General features: G+C 40.8%; 14 protein-coding genes and 1 pseudogene. 7 read left to right on the forward strand and 8 right to left on the reverse strand.

Features of this window, described 5'->3' with window-relative positions; all coding sequences use genetic code 11:
• Position 1: 1 nt before the first annotated feature.
• The 4 genes from B2107_RS18245 to B2107_RS18260 form a co-directional block, all read right to left on the reverse strand.
• Positions 2 to 3,079, reverse strand: coding sequence for a SusC/RagA family TonB-linked outer membrane protein (locus B2107_RS18245; RefSeq protein ID WP_293957173.1), 3,078 nt, complete (start codon positions 3,077 to 3,079; stop codon positions 2 to 4).
• 395 nt (positions 3,080 to 3,474) lie between these two features.
• Positions 3,475 to 4,122: an N-acetylmuramoyl-L-alanine amidase gene (locus tag B2107_RS18250; RefSeq protein ID WP_293957174.1), complete on the reverse strand. Its 648-nt coding sequence runs from the start codon at positions 4,120 to 4,122 to the stop codon at positions 3,475 to 3,477.
• A 102-nt stretch (positions 4,123 to 4,224) separates the two neighbouring features.
• Complete coding sequence (locus B2107_RS18255; RefSeq protein WP_293957175.1) at positions 4,225 to 5,862, reverse strand: SusD/RagB family nutrient-binding outer membrane lipoprotein; 1,638 nt, start codon at positions 5,860 to 5,862, stop codon at positions 4,225 to 4,227.
• A 3-nt stretch (positions 5,863 to 5,865) separates the two neighbouring features.
• Positions 5,866 to 8,952: a SusC/RagA family TonB-linked outer membrane protein gene (locus B2107_RS18260; protein ID WP_293957176.1), complete on the reverse strand. Its 3,087-nt coding sequence runs from the start codon at positions 8,950 to 8,952 to the stop codon at positions 5,866 to 5,868.
• Between the two features lie 419 nt (positions 8,953 to 9,371).
• Between B2107_RS18260 and B2107_RS18265 the strand changes: the two are divergent.
• A pseudogene (locus tag B2107_RS18265) lies at positions 9,372 to 9,968 on the forward strand (DUF6266 family protein); the annotation flags it as partial.
• A gap of 18 nt (positions 9,969 to 9,986) precedes the next feature.
• Here the strand turns inward: B2107_RS18265 and B2107_RS18270 are convergent.
• The 3 genes from B2107_RS18270 to nagA form a co-directional block, all read right to left on the reverse strand.
• Positions 9,987 to 10,541: an acyl-CoA thioesterase gene (locus B2107_RS18270; RefSeq protein WP_293957177.1), complete on the reverse strand. Its 555-nt coding sequence runs from the start codon at positions 10,539 to 10,541 to the stop codon at positions 9,987 to 9,989.
• Positions 10,542 to 10,688: 147 nt separating this feature from the next.
• Complete coding sequence (locus B2107_RS18275; RefSeq protein WP_293957178.1) at positions 10,689 to 12,314, reverse strand: glycoside hydrolase family 10 protein; 1,626 nt, start codon at positions 12,312 to 12,314, stop codon at positions 10,689 to 10,691.
• Positions 12,315 to 12,408: 94 nt separating this feature from the next.
• The gene (nagA, locus tag B2107_RS18280; protein ID WP_293957179.1) at positions 12,409 to 13,515 is read right to left on the reverse strand and encodes an N-acetylglucosamine-6-phosphate deacetylase; all 1,107 of its coding nucleotides are present in this window, start codon (positions 13,513 to 13,515) and stop codon (positions 12,409 to 12,411) included.
• Positions 13,516 to 13,660: 145 nt separating this feature from the next.
• On the opposite strand from nagA, the gene B2107_RS18285 reads away from it, so the two are divergent.
• From B2107_RS18285 to B2107_RS18305, 5 genes are all read left to right on the forward strand, one after another.
• Entirely contained in the window at positions 13,661 to 13,792 is a 132-nt protein-coding gene (locus B2107_RS18285; RefSeq protein ID WP_293884183.1) for a DUF6728 family protein, read from the forward strand.
• Positions 13,793 to 13,804: 12 nt separating this feature from the next.
• Positions 13,805 to 14,191 carry a RidA family protein gene (locus B2107_RS18290; protein WP_293957180.1) on the forward strand — a complete coding sequence of 129 codons (387 nt, stop codon included), beginning with the start codon at positions 13,805 to 13,807 and terminating at the stop codon, positions 14,189 to 14,191.
• 3 nt (positions 14,192 to 14,194) lie between these two features.
• On the forward strand, positions 14,195 to 15,118 hold the full coding sequence (locus B2107_RS18295; protein ID WP_293957181.1) for an EamA family transporter: 924 nt from the start codon (positions 14,195 to 14,197) through the stop codon (positions 15,116 to 15,118).
• A 394-nt stretch (positions 15,119 to 15,512) separates the two neighbouring features.
• A complete protein-coding gene (locus B2107_RS18300) occupies positions 15,513 to 18,572 on the forward strand; it encodes a SusC/RagA family TonB-linked outer membrane protein (protein WP_293957182.1) in 3,060 nt (1,019 codons plus the stop codon).
• 10 nt (positions 18,573 to 18,582) lie between these two features.
• Positions 18,583 to 20,253, forward strand: a complete 1,671-nt coding sequence (locus B2107_RS18305) for a RagB/SusD family nutrient uptake outer membrane protein (protein ID WP_293957183.1) — start codon at positions 18,583 to 18,585, stop codon at positions 20,251 to 20,253.
• 135 nt (positions 20,254 to 20,388) lie between these two features.
• Here B2107_RS18305 and B2107_RS18310 read toward each other — a convergent pair whose 3' ends face one another.
• A complete protein-coding gene (locus tag B2107_RS18310; protein WP_293957184.1) occupies positions 20,389 to 21,582 on the reverse strand; it encodes an ATP-binding protein in 1,194 nt (397 codons plus the stop codon).
• A gap of 208 nt (positions 21,583 to 21,790) precedes the next feature.
• On the opposite strand from B2107_RS18310, the gene B2107_RS18315 reads away from it, so the two are divergent.
• Positions 21,791 to 22,504 carry a hypothetical protein gene (locus tag B2107_RS18315; RefSeq protein ID WP_293957185.1) on the forward strand — a complete coding sequence of 238 codons (714 nt, stop codon included), beginning with the start codon at positions 21,791 to 21,793 and terminating at the stop codon, positions 22,502 to 22,504.
• Positions 22,505 to 22,521: the final 17 nt, after the last annotated feature.

The following is a 22,521-nucleotide window of genomic DNA, read 5'->3' on the forward strand; positions in this document are numbered from 1 at the left end:
TTTATAATTGTAGGTTAACGCCAAGGTTGAAGCCCTTCGGTCTGGCCATATTACCAAAATCTATTCCATATCCTCCAATGCCACCTATACCGGTTGTATTCGAATTACTTTCGGGATCCAATCCAGTATAATTTGTAAACATAACGAGGTCAGTAGCTGTAAAAAAGGCCTTTAGTGAAGACCGTTCACCTAAGAACCGTGTCAGTCTTTTTGGCAACCGATAACTTAACGTAATATCACGCAGTCTCATTGTGTAGATATTCCGCTCCACGAACATACCCGGCTCGATATTGGTAAAATAATAAGCGGAGGAAGTATATGGTGTTACCGCAATATGGTTGATTGTAGGATTTTCCGAATTCTCCAATCCATCCTTCAAAACACCCCTTATCACCCGTGGATCTTCTCGATTTAGCGTTTTCGTTGACATGCCCAGCGTATACATATTATAATCCAATCCGTTTAACACATCGCCACCTTTACGCCAGTCCCACAAAAATGTCAGGTACCAATCTTTATAATTGAACTTGTTAACCATCCCCAGCGTAAACTTCGGCAGGCGGTCGGCAATCGGGTAATAGCGGTCTGTCCCAGCGACCGGCAAACCAGTTGCCGGATCGATCAGTACGTCGCCTTTCGTATTCCGCATAAACTGCGTTCCCGAAAGAGCACCCATACTATAACCAGGCAATACCGCCGAGCGCACCCCGCTGAGCAGCCAAGTATCCGAATCATACAATTCCGGCAAATCTTCAGCCAGCGACAACACACGGCCTTTATATTGGGTAAAGTTGAAGACAAGGTTCCAGTTGAAATTCTTCTTGACAATGGGATTGAATATTGCCTGAACCTCGGTACCCACATTTTTCACTTTACCTCCGTTCATCATTTTTAAAACAAAGCCAGAACCATAACTCAGTCGGGGCAAAATAATCTGTCCATCACTCAGCCTGGAGAAATAACTAAAATCAAAAGAAACAAACTTTTTAAACAAAGAAAATTCTATTCCAGCCTCAAGCTCATTCGTCATTTCAGCAACGAGTTTATCATTTCCTCCGTTGAAACCATAAGCATATCCACCGCCTGTAGAATATTGAGGCTCATAGTTGGATTTGATAAAATAAGAGCGAAGTGGCCCTTTACCTGTTTTACCTGCTGAAAATCTAATTTTCCCATCTGAAATCACATCCGAGACTGCCTCAATTGGATTCAAGTCTGTAAAATTAAAGGCCAAAGACCCCGAAGGATATGAGAAATAGGGATCATTCGGCATTAAACGTGAGGTCCCATCCAAACGTCCAGATAAGGTCAGATACAGCAAAGTTTTATACCCTAACACAGCCTGACCAAAGAATCCGATAGAACGGTAGTTGTTGATGATATTTTTTGCCAGACGCGTCGAGGCATAGGTATTATTGATGCTGTAGAAATTTGGATCAAAAAAATTAGTTCCGTACTGCGAATCCGTAATTGAGCTTTGATCGCGGATTTCACCACCTAAAAACGCACTGATTGAATAATCACCAAAAGTTTTATTGACAGAAAAACGGGCATTACCGTACAGAATACGCGTATTATTTTGATAAGTACTATACTTACCACCCGTAGGTGAAGTGGAGGAACCCGAGCCGGAATAGGACTGCGGATGATAAACGCTTTCACCTTTTGTGTTGGAATAATCTATCCCCACAACACCTTCAAATCTGAGCCAGGATAATGGCTTATAGGTAAAATTTGAAGAAGCCAGCGTACGGTTGGTTTTATCGTTGGCAATGTTCCGATACACATCCCAAAAAGGATTATCCAGTTCATTATAAATATCCTTGGTATTTAACACACGATTGCCTTTTTCATCGATCCAATTCCGGACATCATATAAAGGATTAAAGCGCATCAGTGTCATCAAATAACCTGTAGTTCCTTTTCTTGCTTTATCATTGTCCGAGAAGATAAAGTTGAACGAAGTATTCAGTTCAAATTTATTTGAAAATTTAGCAGTAGAATTTAATCGCGAAGAGAAACGCGTGTATCGTGTATTGGGAACGATACCCGTATTATCATTATATTCATTTGACCAGCGATAGCTTAGATTTTCATTACCACCATTAAAGGTTAAGTTATGCTTTTGATTATATCCATTACGAAAGAAATTTTTCACATTATCTTTATTCAACTGCATATCCTCCTTGTATTTTGGACCTAATGCGTAGGAAGATGTACCATCATAATTGCCATTCAACCCTTGCATGTAGGTATACTGCCGTTCAGGAAATTTATTCACAAACTCCATTCTTCCCGAATAGCTATAATCAACCCCAAATCTACCGCTCTTAGCTTTCTTTGTTGTGATAATGATTGCACCTCCAGCGCCTGAGCTCCCATATAATGCTGTTGCCTCTGGCCCCTTCATCACAACATAAGTTTCAATATCCGAAGGGTTAATATCCAGTGCCCGATTGGAATAATCCAGATCCCGATTGGCTCCATTCATTGCTAGGTCATTTTCATTGACTGTTGAATTGTTAATCGGCACTCCATCGACAACAATCAATGCATTATTATCCCCCGAAATAGAGGCAAAACCCCGAAGCACGATTTGAGCCGAGGCACCGGGCATACCCGACGTACTGTTAATGGACAAGCCCGGTACACGTCCTTGCAAGCCTTGAAAAAAACCTTCCCGCTGTGTGTCCGAGACATCTTCTCCGCTGACTTTCGGGGTAGAATAGCCCAAGGATTTTTTTGACCGCTCAATACCCATGGCTGTTACCACAACTTCATCTAGGGAGGCATTATTCTCTTGGAGAACAACATTAATAACAGACCGGCCATTTACCGCAACTTCCTGCGATTGATACCCCACATATCTGAATACCAAAGACGCGCCTTCAGAAACTGTTATCTTGTAATTACCCTGACTATTCGTCGCTGCCTGACCTCCTTTTCCAGTCTCCCGCACGGTCACTCCAGCCAAACCGGCGCCGCTCGCACTGGTCACTCTGCCGGCAATATTTTTTTGTGCTAGGGCAGCACCACAAAAACATAGCAAACCCAAAAAAATGAGCAAACTCCTTTTCATAATTTTAAATTTTAATTCATAATATCAATTTGGTTTTAAATAGGTTGCACCGTAACCTAGTACGGTAACAAAACGCAAAATACGCACATTATTTTTTCATAAGCAGCTGCTATTTTTAGGTAACAATATTGGTTTGTTCTTCTTTTCACCTCTAATATAGCACAAAAATGCAGAACATAAGTTATTATTTTCATTTTGTTCGCATAAAGTCAAGCAGATAACTCATAAAAACGAATAACAAAGCAACAAAAAAGACAATTCGGAAAAGCATCAGCAGCAGATTATTACTATTTCGCGAATTTAAACACAAAAGCACGAATAATAGTAGCAGCACCACTAAGTAACAAAACGCAACAAGTGGCAATATATAAAAACACTCAAAACGAAAAAAGAGACTAGGGTAGTCTCTTTAATTTTAAATCATTCAGCTCGGATCTCAATTCATTCATGAATTTATCGCCCGGATCGTCTTTACCTGTAATATAATTTGGATCTGTCTCTTTCCACCAACTTGTTTTTTTGAAACGCTGATATTCATGGTGGCCCAATACAAATTCTATCGGGTATTTTTTGCTGAGATAGCGAATTAGTTCTTCATTAGCTTTCAGTTGCGCATGCGTTAGTGGATGTTCGCGGCTGCCGATATTCTCGATACCGATCGCACAATAGTTGAGTCCTATAGTATGTCGCGCAAAGATAGAATCGGGCAAAAATTGGTAAATAGTGCCATCACGATCAATGACGAATTGGGAAGATACATTCAAAGCACTTGCTTTGGTCAGTTCAGGTCTTCCCGGCAGTTTCACCGGATTGAAAGTGTTGAACGTTGCTTTCACACTATTGTTTGCAGTCCAGTGCACGACAACCATTTTAGGATGAATAATCGGGGCTGACTGGGTCAGACCATGTCTATATTTTAAATAATCCAAGGAAAGCTGTATTCGTTCCTCATTCCAAGTAACTGGTTTCTGAATAATCTTGGGAGATTGGGCGAACAACATCGTCGCCAAAAGGCAATTAACAACTAACAGAATAGATTTCATTATACAAATCTAACAAATTAAAAATTTAGGCCAGTAATCATGCTATTGAAAAAGGCCTGAAGGATATACCTTCAAGCCTTAAAATAATATCAGTATATACACTTACTTTTTATCCCAAAATACGGGTTTAGTGATATATGTTGGCGAACCCGCATCGGGATCGGCCTTTTTCACTTGGTCAAGATTATAGCTGTTTTCGTAAGAAGCTATTGCAAATCTCCTTGGCCAATCAGTTGGATTAGGAAAAGAATTTGCAAAAACATGACTAGGACGATTGAAACCTTTATAGATACCGATTGTCTCGTTATAATTACCAGACGCATCGGTGCAAAAATCCATTCTACGCAAGTCTGCCCATTGCTCTTGCGAATAAGAAAGCGCTATATATTTTTGAATCATAATTTGGCTTAACGTCAGCTTGGAAGCATCCTGAACAACAGATGTACTCTCCAAGAACTTTGTCAGATCTCCACTAGCCACTCCCATTATTTCCATATGAATTTTAATTCCATCTTTATACGCCTGGAGAGCCAGAGCAAGCTGTCCTTTTTTGAAACGTATCTCTGCTTCTATAAATTTCATTTCGGCACCAGTTAACAATAAACCTTTTCCTCCTTTTCGCGTATACCATGTTCCGGTTGACAAAACACGTCCAGTAGAAGCCGCTGTATTGCTTCGTAAGGATACATAGACAGAATCAGCATGGGAAAACTGATTATTTTTTTCGTTGAAAGTCACTGCTACAGGACCTGTAGCGGGTAAAGAAGATTGCATATCCACTACTTTTGAACGCACCATTACTCCTTTACCATTATCCATACTAGGAACCAATAGATCCAGGCGAGGGTCTACCATATTATTCCCTCCTGTAGGAGCACCTGTATAATTATTGGTGATATAGTCGTAATACAGTTTCGTTATTCTTGCAGTAGTACCGGTATTAGCCCATTGCAGTGCAGCTTTAGAATTATCACTGACATCTTTACCTTCATCCACATACTGATACGTTGTACCATCAATACTTGAAGAAGGAGCCTTAGCCAATAAAGACAGAATTTCATCCGGATTATAATTTGCCTTTTTACTATAATGGTTTAAAAAACGTGCCTTTAGACCATAGGCCAATTTTATCCACTTTTGTACATCACCACCGTTATAGGTATCGCCTTCTTTCAAAGAGGGTGCATACTGATCTTGTGCTTTACTAAGATCTAAAATTGCTTCATCAAGTAGTGGCAACACTTTCCCATAGATATATTCTCCGTCATCAAACTTAGGGGTAAGAATATCTTTATTATCAAATTCATCATAAGGCAAAATTCCATAACAGTCGACCATATATCCAAAGCCCCATGCCTTTATAATCTTACCAACACCCACATAATGATTTGCGCCAACCTTATCGGCGGCATCAATCATCGGCTGAATATTTACAGCAGTATTGACATACCAAGCTTGCCACGGCCATCCCACGGCGGCATTGGTCAAATTCCATCTTGTCAAATTCCAGTTATTGCTATTTGCATTTACCACAGCCAGTTGCTGTGTAATAAAAGAAGCCCTTGTGCCGGCGCTTTCATACCCATCAGCAAATTGAGCCAGTATAGGGGGCAAACGCTGCACAGCTGTCGGAACAGTCGTATTCGCCGAATTAGGGTTTTCATTTACATCAAGCCATTTGCTACACGAACCCAAAGCGAGTGTTGAGGCTGCAGCTACTATATAAATAAACTTTTTCATTTTTTAAAACTTTAGATTTAAACCAAAGGTTACTCCAGCAGTTGCCGGTACACCAGCATAATCCACACCTACAGAACCAGAACCAATCACGCCTGCTCCAGCAGCACTCACCTCAGGATCCATACCAGAATAATTTGTCCACAACCAGAGATTTGTTCCTGTCGCTGTGACTGATGCCGCTTTAAATATTTTAGAACGCTTCAAAAAATCAGGAGGCAAGCTATACGTCAAACTTAAGGAACGGAGACGCAACCAATTTACAGTTTCAACGAAATGAGGTGTATGCAAGGCATAAATATCTCGATAATACTCCTCTGTTGCAACAACTTCCTTAGTAATCATTTCATATGCTTTCGTCTCTGGATTAAGCGCCATGCCTGTAAAGGAAAGTTTATCACCTCTGTTTTCCGTTACTTTACTTAAGCCATTATAGGCCAAAAGATACTCTGTGCCATTTAAGATATCTCCACCTTTTCTAAAATCAAATAAGAATGATAGCTCCCAGTTTTTATAGACAAAAGTATTATTTAGACCACCAAGGAAACTCGGTTCTCTATTACCAATAGGCTTTGTCGCATCTGTCGATGTCAATGGGTATCCTGTTTTCCAATCCAACAACAAATTCCCGTCAGCATCGCGTTGCCAGGTTGAACCACTTATACCCATGAAATTTCCATTGCCAAAAGAAGCCGCTTTTCCATTTCCTACCTGCACGTCAGTAACATACAGAATGGGTAGAGAAGCTGGCAATGATTTCACCACGCCTTTGTTATGAGAGAAATTCAAAGCCAAATCCCATCTAAAATCTTCTTTTTTAATTGGAGAGGTATTAATAGACACCTCTATTCCCTTATTTTCAATCTCGCCCGTATTGACAAAACTTAATATATATCCTGTTGCATTTGAAACACGAGGTTGCAAGATTTGATCTTTAGAATTGTTTTTATAATACGTAAATTCTAAACCTAACTTGTTTTTGAATAACTTCAGATCAGTACCAACTTCAAAAGAGGTCGTTGTCTCAGGTTTCAATTGATCATTACCCCTCGTCCAATAATTTCTAAACCCACCTCCAACGGTCAATTGAGGTTCAAACAAATAGGTTGCTGTTTGATAAGCAGGCGCATCTTTACCGACCTGTGCCCATGAAGCTCGCAACTTACCATAATTCAAAATATCGCTTTTCTCCATGAGTTCCGTGAAGATTAAACTCCCAGAAAATGAAGGATAAAAGAAAGAACGATTTTGTATCGGCAAGGTAGAAGACCAATCATTACGACCTGTAGCACTTAGGAATAATAGGTTTTTATAACCGATACGCAAATCCCCATAGACACCTAGCAATCTTTTTTTGGTGATGGATTCATTGAAATACTTATTCTTTGCATCCGCATTGTTTATGCTTTCAAAATTCGGAATAGAGAATTTCTCGGCACGCATGGAATTTGCTTGAAGATATGTATCCTCAGCTGTTGTCCCCAATAAGAAATTGACATCCCAATCCTGTTTAAATTGCTTATGGAAATTCAACATAAAATTGGAATTGATGTAATTATATTGACGAATATTTTCCGAAAGCATACCATTTTGCCAGGCCTCCTTTACCGCAGAGCCAGGCGTTATAATTGATCTGAAATTCGTAGTGTAATTATCAACACCTAACTTGTAAGTTGCATCTAACCAATCCGTAATCTTCACATTCGTATATACATTCCCTAGAAAACGGTTTGTCTTGTCATTTTGAGGGTTTTTATGGATTGTCCAATACGGATTATCAACATTATCTTGAAGCGCCACGTTCGGTAGTAGTAAAATCTGTTTGCCACTAGGATCTATCCATTTTTTCATGTCCACATTGCGCGGAAAAGCTAGAATGGATTCCATATACCCCAACCCCGAACCTCCCCAAAGACCAGATCCAGTTAAGGTTTTCTGCGTGGTACTATGCGAGTAGGATGCGTTTGCGCCAAATGTAAAAACACCTACTTTTTGTTCGCCATTAAATCGGAAAGTAGTACGTTTAAAATCGGTGGTCGGCACAATACCTGATTGGTCCAAATTCGAGCCAGATAAATAAAAATTACCCTTTGCATTACCCCCTGACACATTAAATGAGTTATCAAAAGTTGTTGCATTTTGATAGAAGTCCCCTAAATTATCATAAACAGTTTCTCCAGGCTGAAAAGCATCTCCCCAAGACAGATACGTATTATCAGTAATCCTATTCCCTTTATAATTAGAACCCTGCTTAAATTTATCTTGTAACTTCGGCAGGCGATTTACCCAATTCACACCAAAGCGTGAATTTATTCCTATCGAAGTAGCCCCATCTTTCCCTTTTTTGGTGGTTACGACAATAGCACCCGCTGCCGCCCGCAATCCATACAGTGCCGCAGCCGCAGGCCCTTTCAAAACCGATATAGATTCAATATCCTCTGGATTTAAATCTAACGCACGATTACCATTCGTGGTGGAGATATTCGTATTGCCGTCAAAAGCGGAATTATCACCTTGGCCAGTGGAATTATCCATTGGCATACCATCGATAACAAATAAGGGTTGATTATCCCGTTCGAGGGAGGTACCGCCACGAATAACGATGGAAGCAGATGCTCCTGGCGCTCCTCCCGAATTGGTCACATTTACACCAGCAATCTTGCCATTTAATGAATTGATTATATTCGGATTTTTATTCTTCATCAACTCATCCGATTTAATATCTTGGACAGCATAGCCCAGCGCCTTCTTTTCCTTCTTGATTCCCATTGCCGTCACAACAACTTCTTCGAGAGCTTCCTCACTACCAGAAAGTGCAACATTGATCGTCGCATTTGTGCCAACTAATTGTTGCCTTTCTTGAGAACCCACTGCTCTAAAAATTAAAATATCACCTGGTTCTGCACTGATCGTAAAACTGCCATCGGGCTTCGTTTGTGTACTGACAGCTTTACCTTTGATGCTCACAGTGACATTGGCCATGTTACCTCCATCAGAAGCATTCGTCACTTTACCTGTTACAGTTTTGGTTTGCGCCCACAAGCTCGTTGACAGCATCACCCCTGAACAGAATAAGAGAAATTTTTTATTCATGGTTTTTAGTTAGTTGTTAATAATTGCCCGTGACAGGAGGTTCCAGTCATCGGTTTCTTCAATTGCTACACAATAGTATGAAAAGCATCGTATTTATGCAAGTTTATGCGCAATTATTTAAAAAATAAAGACCAACAATCATATTAAAGCACAATAAAATAACAAAAAAGTTAGAAATGAGCCCCAAAATAGACACAAAAACGCACAGCTTAGCAAAATAGCTATTAAAAATCTCTAAAACACTTATTAAAAACATCCATTAGTCCCCTTTAACTGTATTTAACAACAAAAATACACACATAAACACAACAAATCGACAATAGCATGCATCATCCAATAATACCAGCTTCCGTACGCAAACGCTCCGTATCTACCTAATTTTGAATAACTAATAGAAACCAGTTTCGGGGAAAGCAGGATCGATAGTTTTTGTTACAAATGGAAACAAAAACTATGCAAGGGGCTTACCAAAGAAAAGCACAAAAAAGCCTACTGTGGATCAAATCCAATCGCGTTTACGGTTTTCTCTCATCCAAAAATTTAGCCCCTCAATGCTCTATTTATTACGGATCGGATTTAAAAACTATGACCCTAATAAAAAGGCTTATAGCAGTGCCATGTCCTACAATCTTAATAATGCTATAGAAAAAACCGAAACGGGCTATGCCATCAACTTTGAAAACTTCCGTATTAGTAAAGGGATCCTTAATCCGATTATCTCCTATAGATTTGAGATAGATAAAGAGACAGAAACATTCACCCTCTTCTGGGATTATGACACAAAGCTGATCGCAGCATCTGGCCTCAATACAAGCAGTTGTCGAGTAATTCTATCTGGTCCAGAAGAACTTGCATTTTCCAATGAGGGCATGAATACGCTTCTCCAACAAACACAAACGGTAAAACTTCAACGACAAGAGCATATCGGCACCTACCACATCTATGTGTTCTTCCATAAATCAGACGGAAGCGACGAATGTACAAACAGCAAATACCTGGGTACTATCGAATGGTAGCGAAGAGCCTTCAATCTGTTACGGAGCAAGATTGATCTGTACATCAAAGTGCTTCTGAATATAAGCTTGTTGCTCGGCAGAGCCTGTTTCCATGTCGTGAATGGCACGATCTCGTTCTTTGTCAACTTCCATCTTCACCACACAGCGGTAGAACCGAAATATGTCTTTTTCAGTCTCCAGTATTAACCTCGGTACGCGGGCTGGCCTTCCTGTTTCATCTTTGGCCACCATTGTAAAGTAGGAAGAATTACAATGTTTGGTTTCGCCCGTCTGAATGTTCATCGCTTCTACTCGAATACCAACTTCCATAGAAGAGTTGCCCACATAATTCACTGAAGCGATCAAGGTGACGAGTTCGCCCACTTCAATAGGCTTCAAAAAATCCACTTTGCCAACCGAAGCTGTTACACAATAGTGCGCTGAAAATTTAGAAGCGACAGCAAAAGCGATCTGATCCATCAAGGACAAAATATAGCCCCCGTGAATTTTACCGCCAAAATTAGCATTGGATGGCAACATCAGCTGTGACATCCGAATCACCGAGTCGCTTACGGTTTTATAGATCTCTTCCATACCTATAAATGTAACTCGGATCGGTTACAATTCAAAGCAAAACATTGACAACTTCGTAAACACAGGTAGCGATAGTTAATTTCTCAAAAAAGGGATATCCGTAATACAGATATCCCTTTTCTTTAATCCTGATGGTATGGAAACCACTTATTTTATATGCTCAGCAACATAAGGCCCTTCATTACTCAGACGGTCGACAGCTTTTACCGCAACATACTGAAGCTTTTTGCTGTTTGATGTCATTGGAATTTCTTTACTTGTAACTCCAGGATCCAAAATCTCGTATTGCCATTCCCCTCCATAGTTGAGATACAATACCCATTTTGCAACCTGATCAATTTGCTGATGCTGCCATTTCGCAAAGATATTGCCCCCTTGAGGAGTCAGTAGCAAAGTCGGTTTCAACAAAGGATTTGCATTCAACCAAGGACTTGTTGGCACCAGCGCTTTCACCTGGTAGGGCCCATTAACCAAAGCCTGTGTCATGGCCGGGTTTTTGGTCAGTCCTGCCAAACTCCAGTGGATCACACCCTCCCGATTATCAGGCAATAGTGTACGTGCAGCCTCTACTTGATTCACAATTTCTTGAACATATTCTGTCCCGCGCTTGCCCACAGTATTGATACCTGGCCAAAGGTGGCGTCCCAAGGTATTTTCACTTTCCCACCATTTTAACAGCGCGGTATAACTCTGCTTAGCGGGTTGTATTGGCCAATACAATTGGGGTGCAAAATAGTCGATCCAACCTTTGTTCAACCATAATTTAGCATCCGCATAAAGCATATCATACTGACTCGATCCTTGGATTCCTGCCGGATAGCCTGGTTTCCAGATGCCGAACGGGCTGATCCCAAATTTGACAAAATTCTTCTCCTTTTTAATATCTCTATAGATACGCTCGATAAAGGTGTTTACACTATTTCTCCGGAAGTCACCTCGGGAAAGCGTGCCCCCATTACGTTTGTATTCATTGTAACTATCCATATCTGGAAAATCCTGCCCACCATTATATTCAGCATAAGGATAGAAGTAATCGTCAAAATGTACGCCATCGATATCATAACGTTTAACAATATCCATTACCACGCGAGCAGCATGGTCCTGCGTAGATTGTTTGGATGGGTCAAACCAGTAATATCCTTGTTTCAGTTTGACAACAGATTCGGGCATTTTGCGCGCCATAGAGGCTGAGGTAACAGGGCCACCAGCAGTATGGTGCGCGCGGTAAGGGTTTAGCCAAACGTGAAGCTCGATCCCTCTTTTATGAGCCTGTTCTACCCAGAAATCAAGCGGATCATAATAAGGGGATGGCGCCTGCCCTTCTGTTCCTGTCAAAAAATATGACCAAGGCTCTAAATCACTTTTATAAAATGCATCTGCTGATGGACGCACCTGAAAAATTACTGCATTAAAATTATTATTTTTCAAGAAATCTAAAATGCCGATCGCTTCCTGTTGCTGCTGTGCTGTACTCAGGTTATTTTTGCTCGGCCAATTGATATTGGCAACAGAGGCCACCCAGGCTGCACGAAACTCACGGGGTAAAGCTGGGAGATTGACGACAATTTCCTTCTTTTTCTCTGCAACTGGCTGCGCTTTTGTCTCAACTGTATTTTTCACCCGTTCGCGCTTAGGTAATGTGGGAGGATCCTTTTTTACAATTTCTACATTGGTCGCTGTGGTGTTGACAGGCTCGTGTTTCTTATTTTTCTTGGATGAACAAGAAGATAAAACAAAAAGTGCTGTCGCTAAAAATAATAGGGAACGTTTCATCAATCTATAGAATAGTGTTTTTTCAAAATAACGAACGAAGATACATATAATATTAGTCAATCTTGGACAATCGGTCAATCTTCTGCGAAATGGATCAGCGCTTTAACTCGCCTTTAAAGATCACCTTTTTCAGCTGAAAGTCGTCATTAAAGACAATGACATTTGCTATGCTTCCTGCATTTAGATTTCCGATATCCGCTCGCTTTAGTAGGTTTGCCGGATACACCGTAGCCATTCGGATCGCTTCATCGAGTGGTATACCCACCTTTTGCACGGCATTTTTTACCCCCTCCAGCAAGGAGATTGCAGCCCCTGAAATGGTCCCGTCCGGCAATGAATAATACCCGTCGTTCAATACATGCTGGTATATATCTTTATCGCAAGCGGCCACAGCATCTGTAATCATAAACAGGCGGGCTCCCAGCTGACGTTTCGCAATTTTCACAGCTTCAAAGCTGACATGATGTCCATCGACAATAATACTCGCCCGCGCTGTCGGATGATTAAAAATTGCGCCGACCAAACCTACTTCGCGATGATGCAAAGGCGACATGGCATTAAACAGGTGGGTGCTTGTTGGAATCCCCAGATCGTAACCATGGGTTCCTTCTTCGAAAGTCGCATCACTATGCCCTGCACTGAGCAGCAAATTGTAGCTGTGTAAGTGCTGCAATACATCGTCCGCTATACGTTCAGGTGCTATGGTCATCATCTTGACAACCTGATTTCCCGCCAAAAGATCGTCAATCTTTTCCTTTGTAGGCTCGATGATTAATTCCGCAGGATGCGCACCTCGTTTTTTAGGATTCAAAAAGGGACCTTCTAGATGTAACCCTAAAAATGCATCGTGCCGGAAGCATTCTGCCACGCGAATGGCATCCTTAAAGACGGGTATGGTATTGGTCGCCAGAGTCATCATAAAAGAAGTCGTGCCTTTACCGACCAAGCCCTCGGCGATGCGTTCCAAAGAGGCTACACTACGCTCGGCGGAATACAAGTCCGATCCGTCGCCATACAGTTGCAGATCGATCAGTCCTGCACAAATATTACACCCATTGACTGGATAACTGGTGTAATCCGTAGGCACGTCATGCTTATCAACAATTGCGGCAATTTTACCTTCATTAATCAGTAATGCTTTTTCTTCAAAGATCGTCTCACCAGTATATATCTTACCTCCAATTAACGCTAGCTTATTCATAGATTATTATTTCGTTTACCAATTTACCAAAATTCGAAAATATACTGTCCCTTGTAAACGATTTGTTTCACAGTCGATAAATGTACGCTCAAAGTTTTTGATCTTTTCATTTTAACTTTCTAAATTACTGTTGTAACTTAGTTCCATGTACTTATTTAGAAAGCGCAATGCAGAACGCCCGACGAATGGGAATATAAAAGCCATGCATATTATTAATGCAACGGCCATTATTGTCTTTTTATTGGGACTGATCTACAAAATATTTTTTACTTCCTAAACACTGTAATTCATGTCAAAAAAAGAAATCTTCAATACGGACAAAGCTCCGGCTGCAATAGGCCCCTATAACCAGGCGATTAAAGCTGGCAATACATTATATGTCTCTGGGCAAATCCCACTGGTTCCCGAAACAATGGAGTTAATTGCATCTGGTATAAAAGACGAGGCGCATCAGGTGCTGAAAAATATCGAAGCTATCCTGACAAATGCTGGATATACTTTTGAAGATGTTGTCAAAGCATCCATTTTCCTAAGTGATATGGACAATTTTGCTTTAGTCAATGAAGTCTATGCTGAATATTTTAAAGAAGCCCAGCCAGCCCGAGAGTGTGTTGCGGTAAAAACATTGCCGAAGCATGTAAATGTCGAGATTTCAGTCATTGCGTGGAAAGATTAATCCGTGGAAAATAGCAACGAAACAGCAAGCCGCGGAAAATATCTTTTCGCGGCTTTTTTGGCTCCCTTTATTTGGGGATTTATGTCTATACCTGTACGGTGGATACGCGGCTATCCTGCCGAAGATATCCTGTATTTTAGAATTATTACCGCCCTGTTGGTCCTTTGGGTATACCTGCTTATTTTCCGAAGAAAGATGCTTGTGGCTGATATTCGTAAATTTGGACTTCTATCACGGGCAGGCAAGCTCCGTCAAACGGGACTTATGATTCTCGCCTCCGCGCTGATCTTCGGAAACTGGTTTACTTACATCTATGCTGTCAACCATGTCAGCATTCAATCCGCCGCATTGGCCTATCTGACCTGCCCCCTAATTACCGCGGCAGGAGCCTATCTCATGCTCAAGGAAAAATTGACTGGATGGCAAAAAACTGCACTTTTCATTGCTTTCAGCAGCGTATGCCTACTGGCAAGAGGTTCATTGAATGATGTGCTATGGGCGATTACTATCGCATCCTGTTACGCGTTTTATCTGATCGTGCAACGGGTATCGACAGGCTTTGACAAACTCAATCAATTGGTTCTTCAACTCAGTATATGTGCATTGTTTGTGATACCCAAACTGATCTATAATCATCACACCATCCCTAATGAGCCGGTGTTTTGGAGCACCATAGTGCTCATCGCATCTCTGTTTACGATCATCCCTCTTTTTTTGAGCATGTATGCCCTCATCGGCATTTCATCCACCACGACTGGTGTTCTTTTGTATATTAATCCGCTGATCGCATTTACTTTGGCAGCGACCTACTTTCAAGAACCTGTACAGCCAATAAAATATATCGCATACGGTATCATCCTTATTGCTATCATCCTATTTAATGCTGCAAACATTAAACAAGCCTTTAACAGACCATCCCGAGTTTAAGCACAACGCCCCAATTAAATACACTTTTTTTGACTATGGAAGGGATGCTCGATGTATCGACATAAAAAAATGACAAACCACACATAACACTGACTAATAATCAATTACAAACAAAAAAAACGTTCATATAAAACATTTGCATTGCATAAAATTTTTGAATTTTGTCCAACAATAGTAAATTAGACCCTTATTAAGGGAAATCACACCGCTTTTTCTTCCTATAAATTAGGTATTGAATAGCTTATACTATTAAAAAATAATCATTTATTTCGCCCCTCGATTATTCAATATCTCTTCTTCTAACCAAAATGCTAAATGGAATTAGCCCACTCCATTAGAACTTCACCGTTATGAAAATACGTATATAAAAAACTGAATATAACACATATACTATATGAATAACAAATTATACTCTACTTTGAGGGTGTTGGGTATTGTTCCGACAATGCTTTTTTCAGCATCCTTATTGCATGCGCAAACCAACCAGATAAAGGGAACGGTTGTTGACGCTAAAACCAAAGCCCCTATTCCAGGCGCCACAATTAAAGTGCTGGGCACTTCCAATGCAAGTTCTACAGATGTAAAAGGCGCATTTCAGATCAATGTAGATGACAAAAACCGCATATTGAACATCAGTACTGTCGGTTACGAAAACAAAACAGTCACATTGGGCCCTGGTGAAACGACAGTAACGGTAAGTTTAGAAGAACAAACACAGCAGTTGGAAAGTGTCGTGGTCACCGCTCTAGGTATTAGCCGTGCCCAAAAATCATTAACATACTCAACACAACAGGTCAATGGTGACGAATTGAACAAAGTCAAAAGCACCAACTTGGCAAATAATTTAAACGGTAAAGTCGCCGGTGTTAACATTGCTTCCAGCTCTTCTGGACCAGGTGGTTCAGCAAAAGTTATTTTGCGCGGTAACAAATCGGCTTCCGGCAACAACCAGGTACTTTATGTTGTCGATGGGGTTCCAATCAATAACCAGACATTGGCCAGTCAGCCAGACAACGTTTTCGGCGGGCAACGTGATGGTGGCGACCCTATTTCATTGATCAACCCAGAAGATATCGAAAACATCTCCGTATTAAAAGGAGCATCTGCGGCGGCATTATATGGTAGCCAAGCAGCCAACGGCGTTATCTTGGTCACAACGAAATCAGGTAAACAAGGTCGCACAACGATCAACTTCTCATCAAGTGCACAGATCGAACAGGCTGTATCGACACCGAAATTCCAAAACCAATATGGTCAAGGTTCGGGTGGTAAAAACAGTAACACCAGTGTATTTAGCTGGGGCGACAAAACCAATGGCGCCAACTATGATAATGTAGGTGAATTTTTCCGTACAGGTAGCAACTTCACCAATTCATTGACCTTGTCCGGAGGTAACGAAAAAAATCAAACGTACTTCTCTTATGCTAATACATTGGCAAAAGGTATTCTTCCAGAAAACGACCTGATGCGTCATAACTTCAATCTCAAGGAAAGTGCTTCATTTTTTGATAATAAGCTGACCGTTGAAGGAAGCGCCAATTATATTACACAAAAATTGGATAATGCACCTAGTTCAGGATTTTATTATAATCCACTGGTAGGAACTTATTTGTTACCGCGCAGCTTAAATATTGCGGATTTTAAAAATTACGAAACGTTCAATCCAAGCCGCAATCTGAACGAACAAAACTGGTTCAGCCTAAGTGATAGTCCCACAACACAACAGAATCCATGGTGGATCGTCAACAGGAATCCAACAAGCTCTACCCGCAACCGCTTGCTTTTAAATGGTAGTGCAAAATATAAAGTAGCGCCTTGGATCAGTATTCAGGCTAGGGGAAGCGTCGATCGCACCTCAGAGGTTTGGGACCGTAAAGTCTATGCGAGCACACCAAATCCCCTTGGGAAAGTAAATGGTAATTACAATTATACAAATACCACCATTACACAACAATACGGTGATGTCGTTGCCAACATGAACTTTAATGTCAGCGATAAGTTTCAGATCACAGGATTGGTCGGAACAAGTATCACCGACTGGAAAACCGAAGGTGTGGATTTTAACACAGGTATTGACGGGTTAAAAATCCCAAATCAATTCTTTATCCAAAATACAACAACGCCTGTCACATCTACATTATCGGCTAATCGTAGACAATTACAATCGGTATTTGCATCAGCAAACTTAGCCTACGACAACTGGATTTATTTGGATCTGACGGCGAGGAATGACTGGTCCAGTACATTAGCTTTCACAGGTACAAAGTCTTTCTTCTACCCATCTGCAGGATTGGGTATTGTATTGAATGACAAATTAAACTTACCTGAGTTTGTCAATATGGCCAAGATTCGTGGTTCGTATGCAGTAGTGGGCAATGATTTGCCTCCTTACACGAGTTTATTAACAAACACGGTGAACCCGTACGCTGTATTGACAGTAAATGACATTGCGTTCTTGAAAACATTAAAGCCCGAAAAAACGAAATCTTTTGAAATTGGAACGGAATGGCGCATGTGGAACAATCGTTTGAATGTGGATGTTACGTACTACAAAACAAACACAACGAACCAGTTCTTCAAAGTCGCTGCGAGCCAAGCTTCGTTAAACCAACAGTATGCAATTAATGCCGGTGACATTCAAAACCAAGGGGTAGAGGCGTTGGTATCATTGGATGCGATCAAAAATGAGGATTTTAAATGGACAACAAGTATCAACTTCACCTACAATAAAAACAAGATAAAAAAGCTAGCTGATGCTGTTCCTGAGTTTAGTTTAACTGGTGAAAATCAAAACAACTTTGCTTCCAAACTTGAGGTAGGCGGTTCTTTTGGCGATATCTATGGACAGGATTTTGTACGGGATGCTGAAGGAAGGATTATTATTTCAGAAGATGGTATTCCTCAAAAAACCAACGCTTATACTAAGCTAGGAAATTCGAATCCAATTTGGCAAATGGGCTGGAACAATAGTTTCAATTATAAAAACTTCAATTTAAGTTTCTTGATTGACGGCAAGTTTAATTACGAGGTAATGTCAATTACACAATCTGTCATGGATGGTTATGGCGTATCAGAAGCAACTGGAGCCGCTCGTGCAAATGGTGGCGTTGCCGTAAACGGTGTTACACCGAATGGAACTCCTGTTGCTGTCGTCGATGCAGAGAAATGGTACACATTAACAGGAGGTATAGGTCCTGTCAGTAGCCAATACATTTACGATGGAACGGTCGTGAGACTGCGTGAATTGACTTTCGGCTATGACTTCAATATTAAAGACAGTTTCTTCAAAAAATTGCGCGTCAATGCTGTAGGAAGAAACCTATTCTACATTTCTAAAAAGGCTCCATTTGACCCTGAAGTAACGATGTCAACAGGCAATTCGCTGAGTGGTGTAGATATCTTTATGATGCCTGCAACCCGCAATTACGGACTTACACTAAATGCAACTTTCTAAACGATCAACAATGAATTTTAATATCAAATATATATCCAAATTCTCCCTGGCCATGTTACTTCTTGGAGGAACGATGACCAGCTGTACAAAGAATTTTGAGGATTACAACAAAAACAATATTGGGCTTACAGATGAAGATTTAAAGGGGGACGGACAAGATCTTGTGCTTTTTTTAAAAAATGCACAAATGTCTATTTACAATTTCTCTGGTGCGGGAGACCCTAATTCTTATCAAGTACAACAAAATCTGAATGCAGACGTCTTTTCGGGCTATTTCATGTCTCCTACGCCGTTTAATAGCGGTCAGAACAACCTGAATTATGCAATGGTAAATGGCTGGAACGGTGAACCATTTAAAGTGCTTTATCTTAACGTTATTAAATCCATTGAAAAATTAAAAAGCAATGGCCTTGCAGAGACCTATCCAGCACTATGGGGTTCAGCATTAGTGATCAAAGTGGAAGCGGCGAGCCGTGTTACAGATATCTATGGTCCTATTCCATATAGTAAAGTAGGCACCTCCAATACCGTTCCATACGACAAACAATCCGATGTATATGCTGCTTTCTTCAAAGAGCTCGATGAGGCTGTAACCGCGTTGAAATCGTACAAAGCAGATAGTCCAATGGCTGCTAAAATCGATCAGATCGATCTTGTATTTCCGAATACTGATAATCAGGTCAGATTTGCAAATTGGTTGAAAATTGCCAATTCACTTCGCCTGCGTTTGGCAATGCGTTTGGTTAAAGTCGATGCTGCTTTAGCAAAAACACAAGCCGAAAAAGCATTGGATCCAGCAAATGGTGGTGTATTGGAAAGTAACACCGAAAACTTCAAGATCACTATACCGGCGGATGGAACCTACAGCAACCCGCTTTGGTTTATTTCCAAAAACTGGGCCGATACCCGTATCAATGCGACGCTTTCTTCCTATATGACAGGATTGAACGACCCGCGTATCTCTAAATACATGGCACCTGTCATTAAAGATGCAACAACAACGGCGTTCGCTGGTAAATACATTGGAATCCGTGCAGGTGCAGATGGTATCGAAAAAGACAAATACCAAAAGCTATCGGCATTGAATACCGAGGGTACAACACCAACTTTCGTGGCAACAACAGCACCGGTATTAATGACCGCAGCTGAGGTTTACTTCCTTCGTGCGGAAGCAGCATTGAGAGGTTGGAACAATGCCGGTGGAACAGCGCAATCACTTTATGAAAAAGGAGTGGAAACTTCCTTTACGCAATGGGGTGTAACATCAGGATTGAGCACTTACCTCAATGATAATACCAGTAAGGCTGCAGCTTACAAAGATCCTTTCAATGCGAAGAATAACGCCAATTCACCAAGCGCACTGACCATCAAATGGAATGAGGGTGCTACCAATGAAGAAAAATTGGAACGTATTATCACACAAAAATGGTTGGCGATCTTCCCTGAAGGACAAGAGGCTTGGAGTGAATTCCGCCGTACCGGTTATCCACGCCTATTCCCGGTTGTGGTCAACAATAGCGGTGGACTGATCGATACTAAAATACAGATCCGTCGCTTACCGTTCCCACAAAATGAATACAATACAAATGCAGCTGAAGTACAATCTGCAATCTCGTTGTTGGGCGGACCTGACAACGGCGGTACCAGACTTTGGTGGGATGTAAATAAGGGTAATTTCTAATCAAGAGATCATCCGGGATAAATTCTCAAACGGGGCTATTCAAGTTTTGAATAGCCCCGTTTTTATATAATTTTTACTGTCCTGTTCAACGCAAGATCCCAATGTGGGAAGCGGGTCAATGATCCAGCGGGAATACTAATATAAAAATCCGAATAACCATAGCGGAATCTTTGCGCCAAAACCTGTTTCTATACCATCTGCCGCAATCAAGTAACGATCGGTATCTCGAACCTGCTGACTACCTTTATTTTTACCGCCCACTTCGATATGAACCTGCTCGACTAAAAAGTCGCCAGTCTGCGGTTCGGATACTTCCAGCCCTGCATGAAGCAATTGATTCAATAAAAAAGTTTCCCGTAGATTTCCTTGGTTTGGATCTGGGTGAATTGCATAAGAAAGGTTCGTATTTTCCAAGAAAAGTTTGTCCGGCTTTTGTAGCCGCGATACGCCTTTCCCTTGTGCGGATAAAACATTTAAGAGTCCTGCGTCCTTCAATTGATAGATGTATTCTAATATGCGATCTCTGGAAATATCCATTTTGGCTGCTAAGGCGGAAATATTAGGCTTGAAAGGAGCGGATTCTGCTATTACTGCTAATAAGCGTTTTACTTTCACAGCCGTACCAGCATTGTAAGACGCAATGTAAGCAAGATCAATATCAACGACCGCACCTATAATTTGCTCTAGTTTAGGCAAATATTCGTTTTCACCTTCGGTAAATATAGGCAGATAACCCGATCGCAGATACTTTGCAAATAGTGGCAGCGGTCTTATGGAGGAAGTAATATTCACACTGATCTCGCGATGTTGCTTTTGAATGTCTTCAAATGTTATCGGAGAGAATGAGGCCACTCCCGAGAACTGGAGATATTCTCTAAAAGAGAGTCCTGCCAATGTATAGCTCACCACTCGCCTGCTTAAATCGGCTTGACCACGATAGATGTCTAAAGCCGATGATGCCGAAAATATAACGCGCATACCGGGAATCCCATCATAAATATTTTTGAGTTCCCTGGACCAGTTAGGATACTTATGTACTTCATCAATCAGAAGGAGTTGCCCCCCCTGTTGATACCAATCCATTGCAGTATCTAATAAACTATGGTTGTAAAACCAGGTATGATCAGCGGTAATATAGAGACTTTTATCTTTTAATGCGCCCAGGTCATATTTCATATGCTGCAATAAAATCGTCGTCTTACCTGCCCCACGTGCACCTTTGATCCCTATCATCCGTTGATTCCAGTTAATTTTTTCATGAAGGTATCTCCTGAAATCATTGTTGATGCCCTGCAAAAGAATATCTTGAAAATTGATCAAAGTTTCCATATTGTCGTTTCTTTATTACAAAAATAACTAAATTTTGTTGTTTTAAAACTACATTTTTACCAACATATTGTTGTTTCAAACCTACAATCTAAGGAAAATTATGCGCAATAGAGTTCAAAATCAAATTTCTCTTAACAAAAATTTAGTGGAGATCTTGTAGCAGAAATCAAAAACTACCCGTTTAGTTAAAAAACCAAAAAAACCAAACATGAAGAAAGCAATCTTTATACTCCCGATTATTGGATTTATACTTTTCCTTGCCTGTTCGAAAGACAATTCTAAATCTTACGAGTATTGGAATGAGCAAGTCAATGCAAAAGCCAAGGAACTTAACACGTTGCTTGAATCTGTTCCCTGTACAAATATTGAAGAGTTTGAAATTGTACAGCATCCATATTATACATATTTCCTAGTGCATTCTTCACTAAAAAACCAATTCGAAAAATTGAAGCTCGAATTAGATCATTATCAAGATGAGCGAAATAAAGCAGCTGAACGTGAAGGTATATTTACTCCAGTGCTCCAAAACTCATTTATGCCAGCTCCCAATCCGCCGCTGGGAAAATATTGTCATAATGGTAAAGCGAAGCTCCGGTTTGCAAACGATCTATCCCTTGCGGAAATCAATATAGAACTTCCCAAACGATACAAGGAGCTGCAAGAGTTCTATAAAGATGTGTCCTGTTCGAATCCAAACGATTGGACCAGCTATTTTTTACGCACAGGCTGCTGTATGGAAGGAATTGCGGTACACAAAACCATTCGATCAACCGAGATGAAAGAAAAAATAGCGCTCTATAACCGTCTCATGGAGAACAAGCTGCGTTTGGAGAAAACAACCTGTCAAGGCGGCTGTGCAAATATGGCCAGACCAGTTCAATGCAAGGATGGAAAACCTTTTGTAGAAGTATATAAATCGTAAAAATTAAATTTTTCGTA

This window comes from Sphingobacterium sp. UBA7855 (assembly GCA_002500745.1).
Taxonomy (GTDB): Bacteria; Bacteroidota; Bacteroidia; order Sphingobacteriales; family Sphingobacteriaceae; genus Sphingobacterium.

Coding starts and splice junctions, on each gene's coding strand:
- nagA (WP_293957179.1), bottom strand. CDS start 13,515: ATGAATAAGCTAGCGTTAATTGGAGGTAAGATATATACTGGTGAGACG.
- B2107_RS18285 (WP_293884183.1), top strand. CDS start 13,661: ATGTACTTATTTAGAAAGCGCAATGCAGAACGCCCGACGAATGGGAAT.
- B2107_RS18270 (WP_293957177.1), bottom strand. CDS start 10,541: ATGGAAGAGATCTATAAAACCGTAAGCGACTCGGTGATTCGGATGTCA.
- B2107_RS18255 (WP_293957175.1), bottom strand. CDS start 5,862: ATGAAAAAGTTTATTTATATAGTAGCTGCAGCCTCAACACTCGCTTTG.
- B2107_RS18245 (WP_293957173.1), bottom strand. CDS start 3,079: ATGAAAAGGAGTTTGCTCATTTTTTTGGGTTTGCTATGTTTTTGTGGT.
- B2107_RS18260 (WP_293957176.1), bottom strand. CDS start 8,952: ATGAATAAAAAATTTCTCTTATTCTGTTCAGGGGTGATGCTGTCAACG.
- B2107_RS18290 (WP_293957180.1), top strand. CDS start 13,805: ATGTCAAAAAAAGAAATCTTCAATACGGACAAAGCTCCGGCTGCAATA.
- B2107_RS18275 (WP_293957178.1), bottom strand. CDS start 12,314: ATGAAACGTTCCCTATTATTTTTAGCGACAGCACTTTTTGTTTTATCT.
- B2107_RS18310 (WP_293957184.1), bottom strand. CDS start 21,582: ATGGAAACTTTGATCAATTTTCAAGATATTCTTTTGCAGGGCATCAAC.
- B2107_RS18300 (WP_293957182.1), top strand. CDS start 15,513: ATGAATAACAAATTATACTCTACTTTGAGGGTGTTGGGTATTGTTCCG.
- B2107_RS18250 (WP_293957174.1), bottom strand. CDS start 4,122: ATGAAATCTATTCTGTTAGTTGTTAATTGCCTTTTGGCGACGATGTTG.
- B2107_RS18315 (WP_293957185.1), top strand. CDS start 21,791: ATGAAGAAAGCAATCTTTATACTCCCGATTATTGGATTTATACTTTTC.
- B2107_RS18305 (WP_293957183.1), top strand. CDS start 18,583: ATGAATTTTAATATCAAATATATATCCAAATTCTCCCTGGCCATGTTA.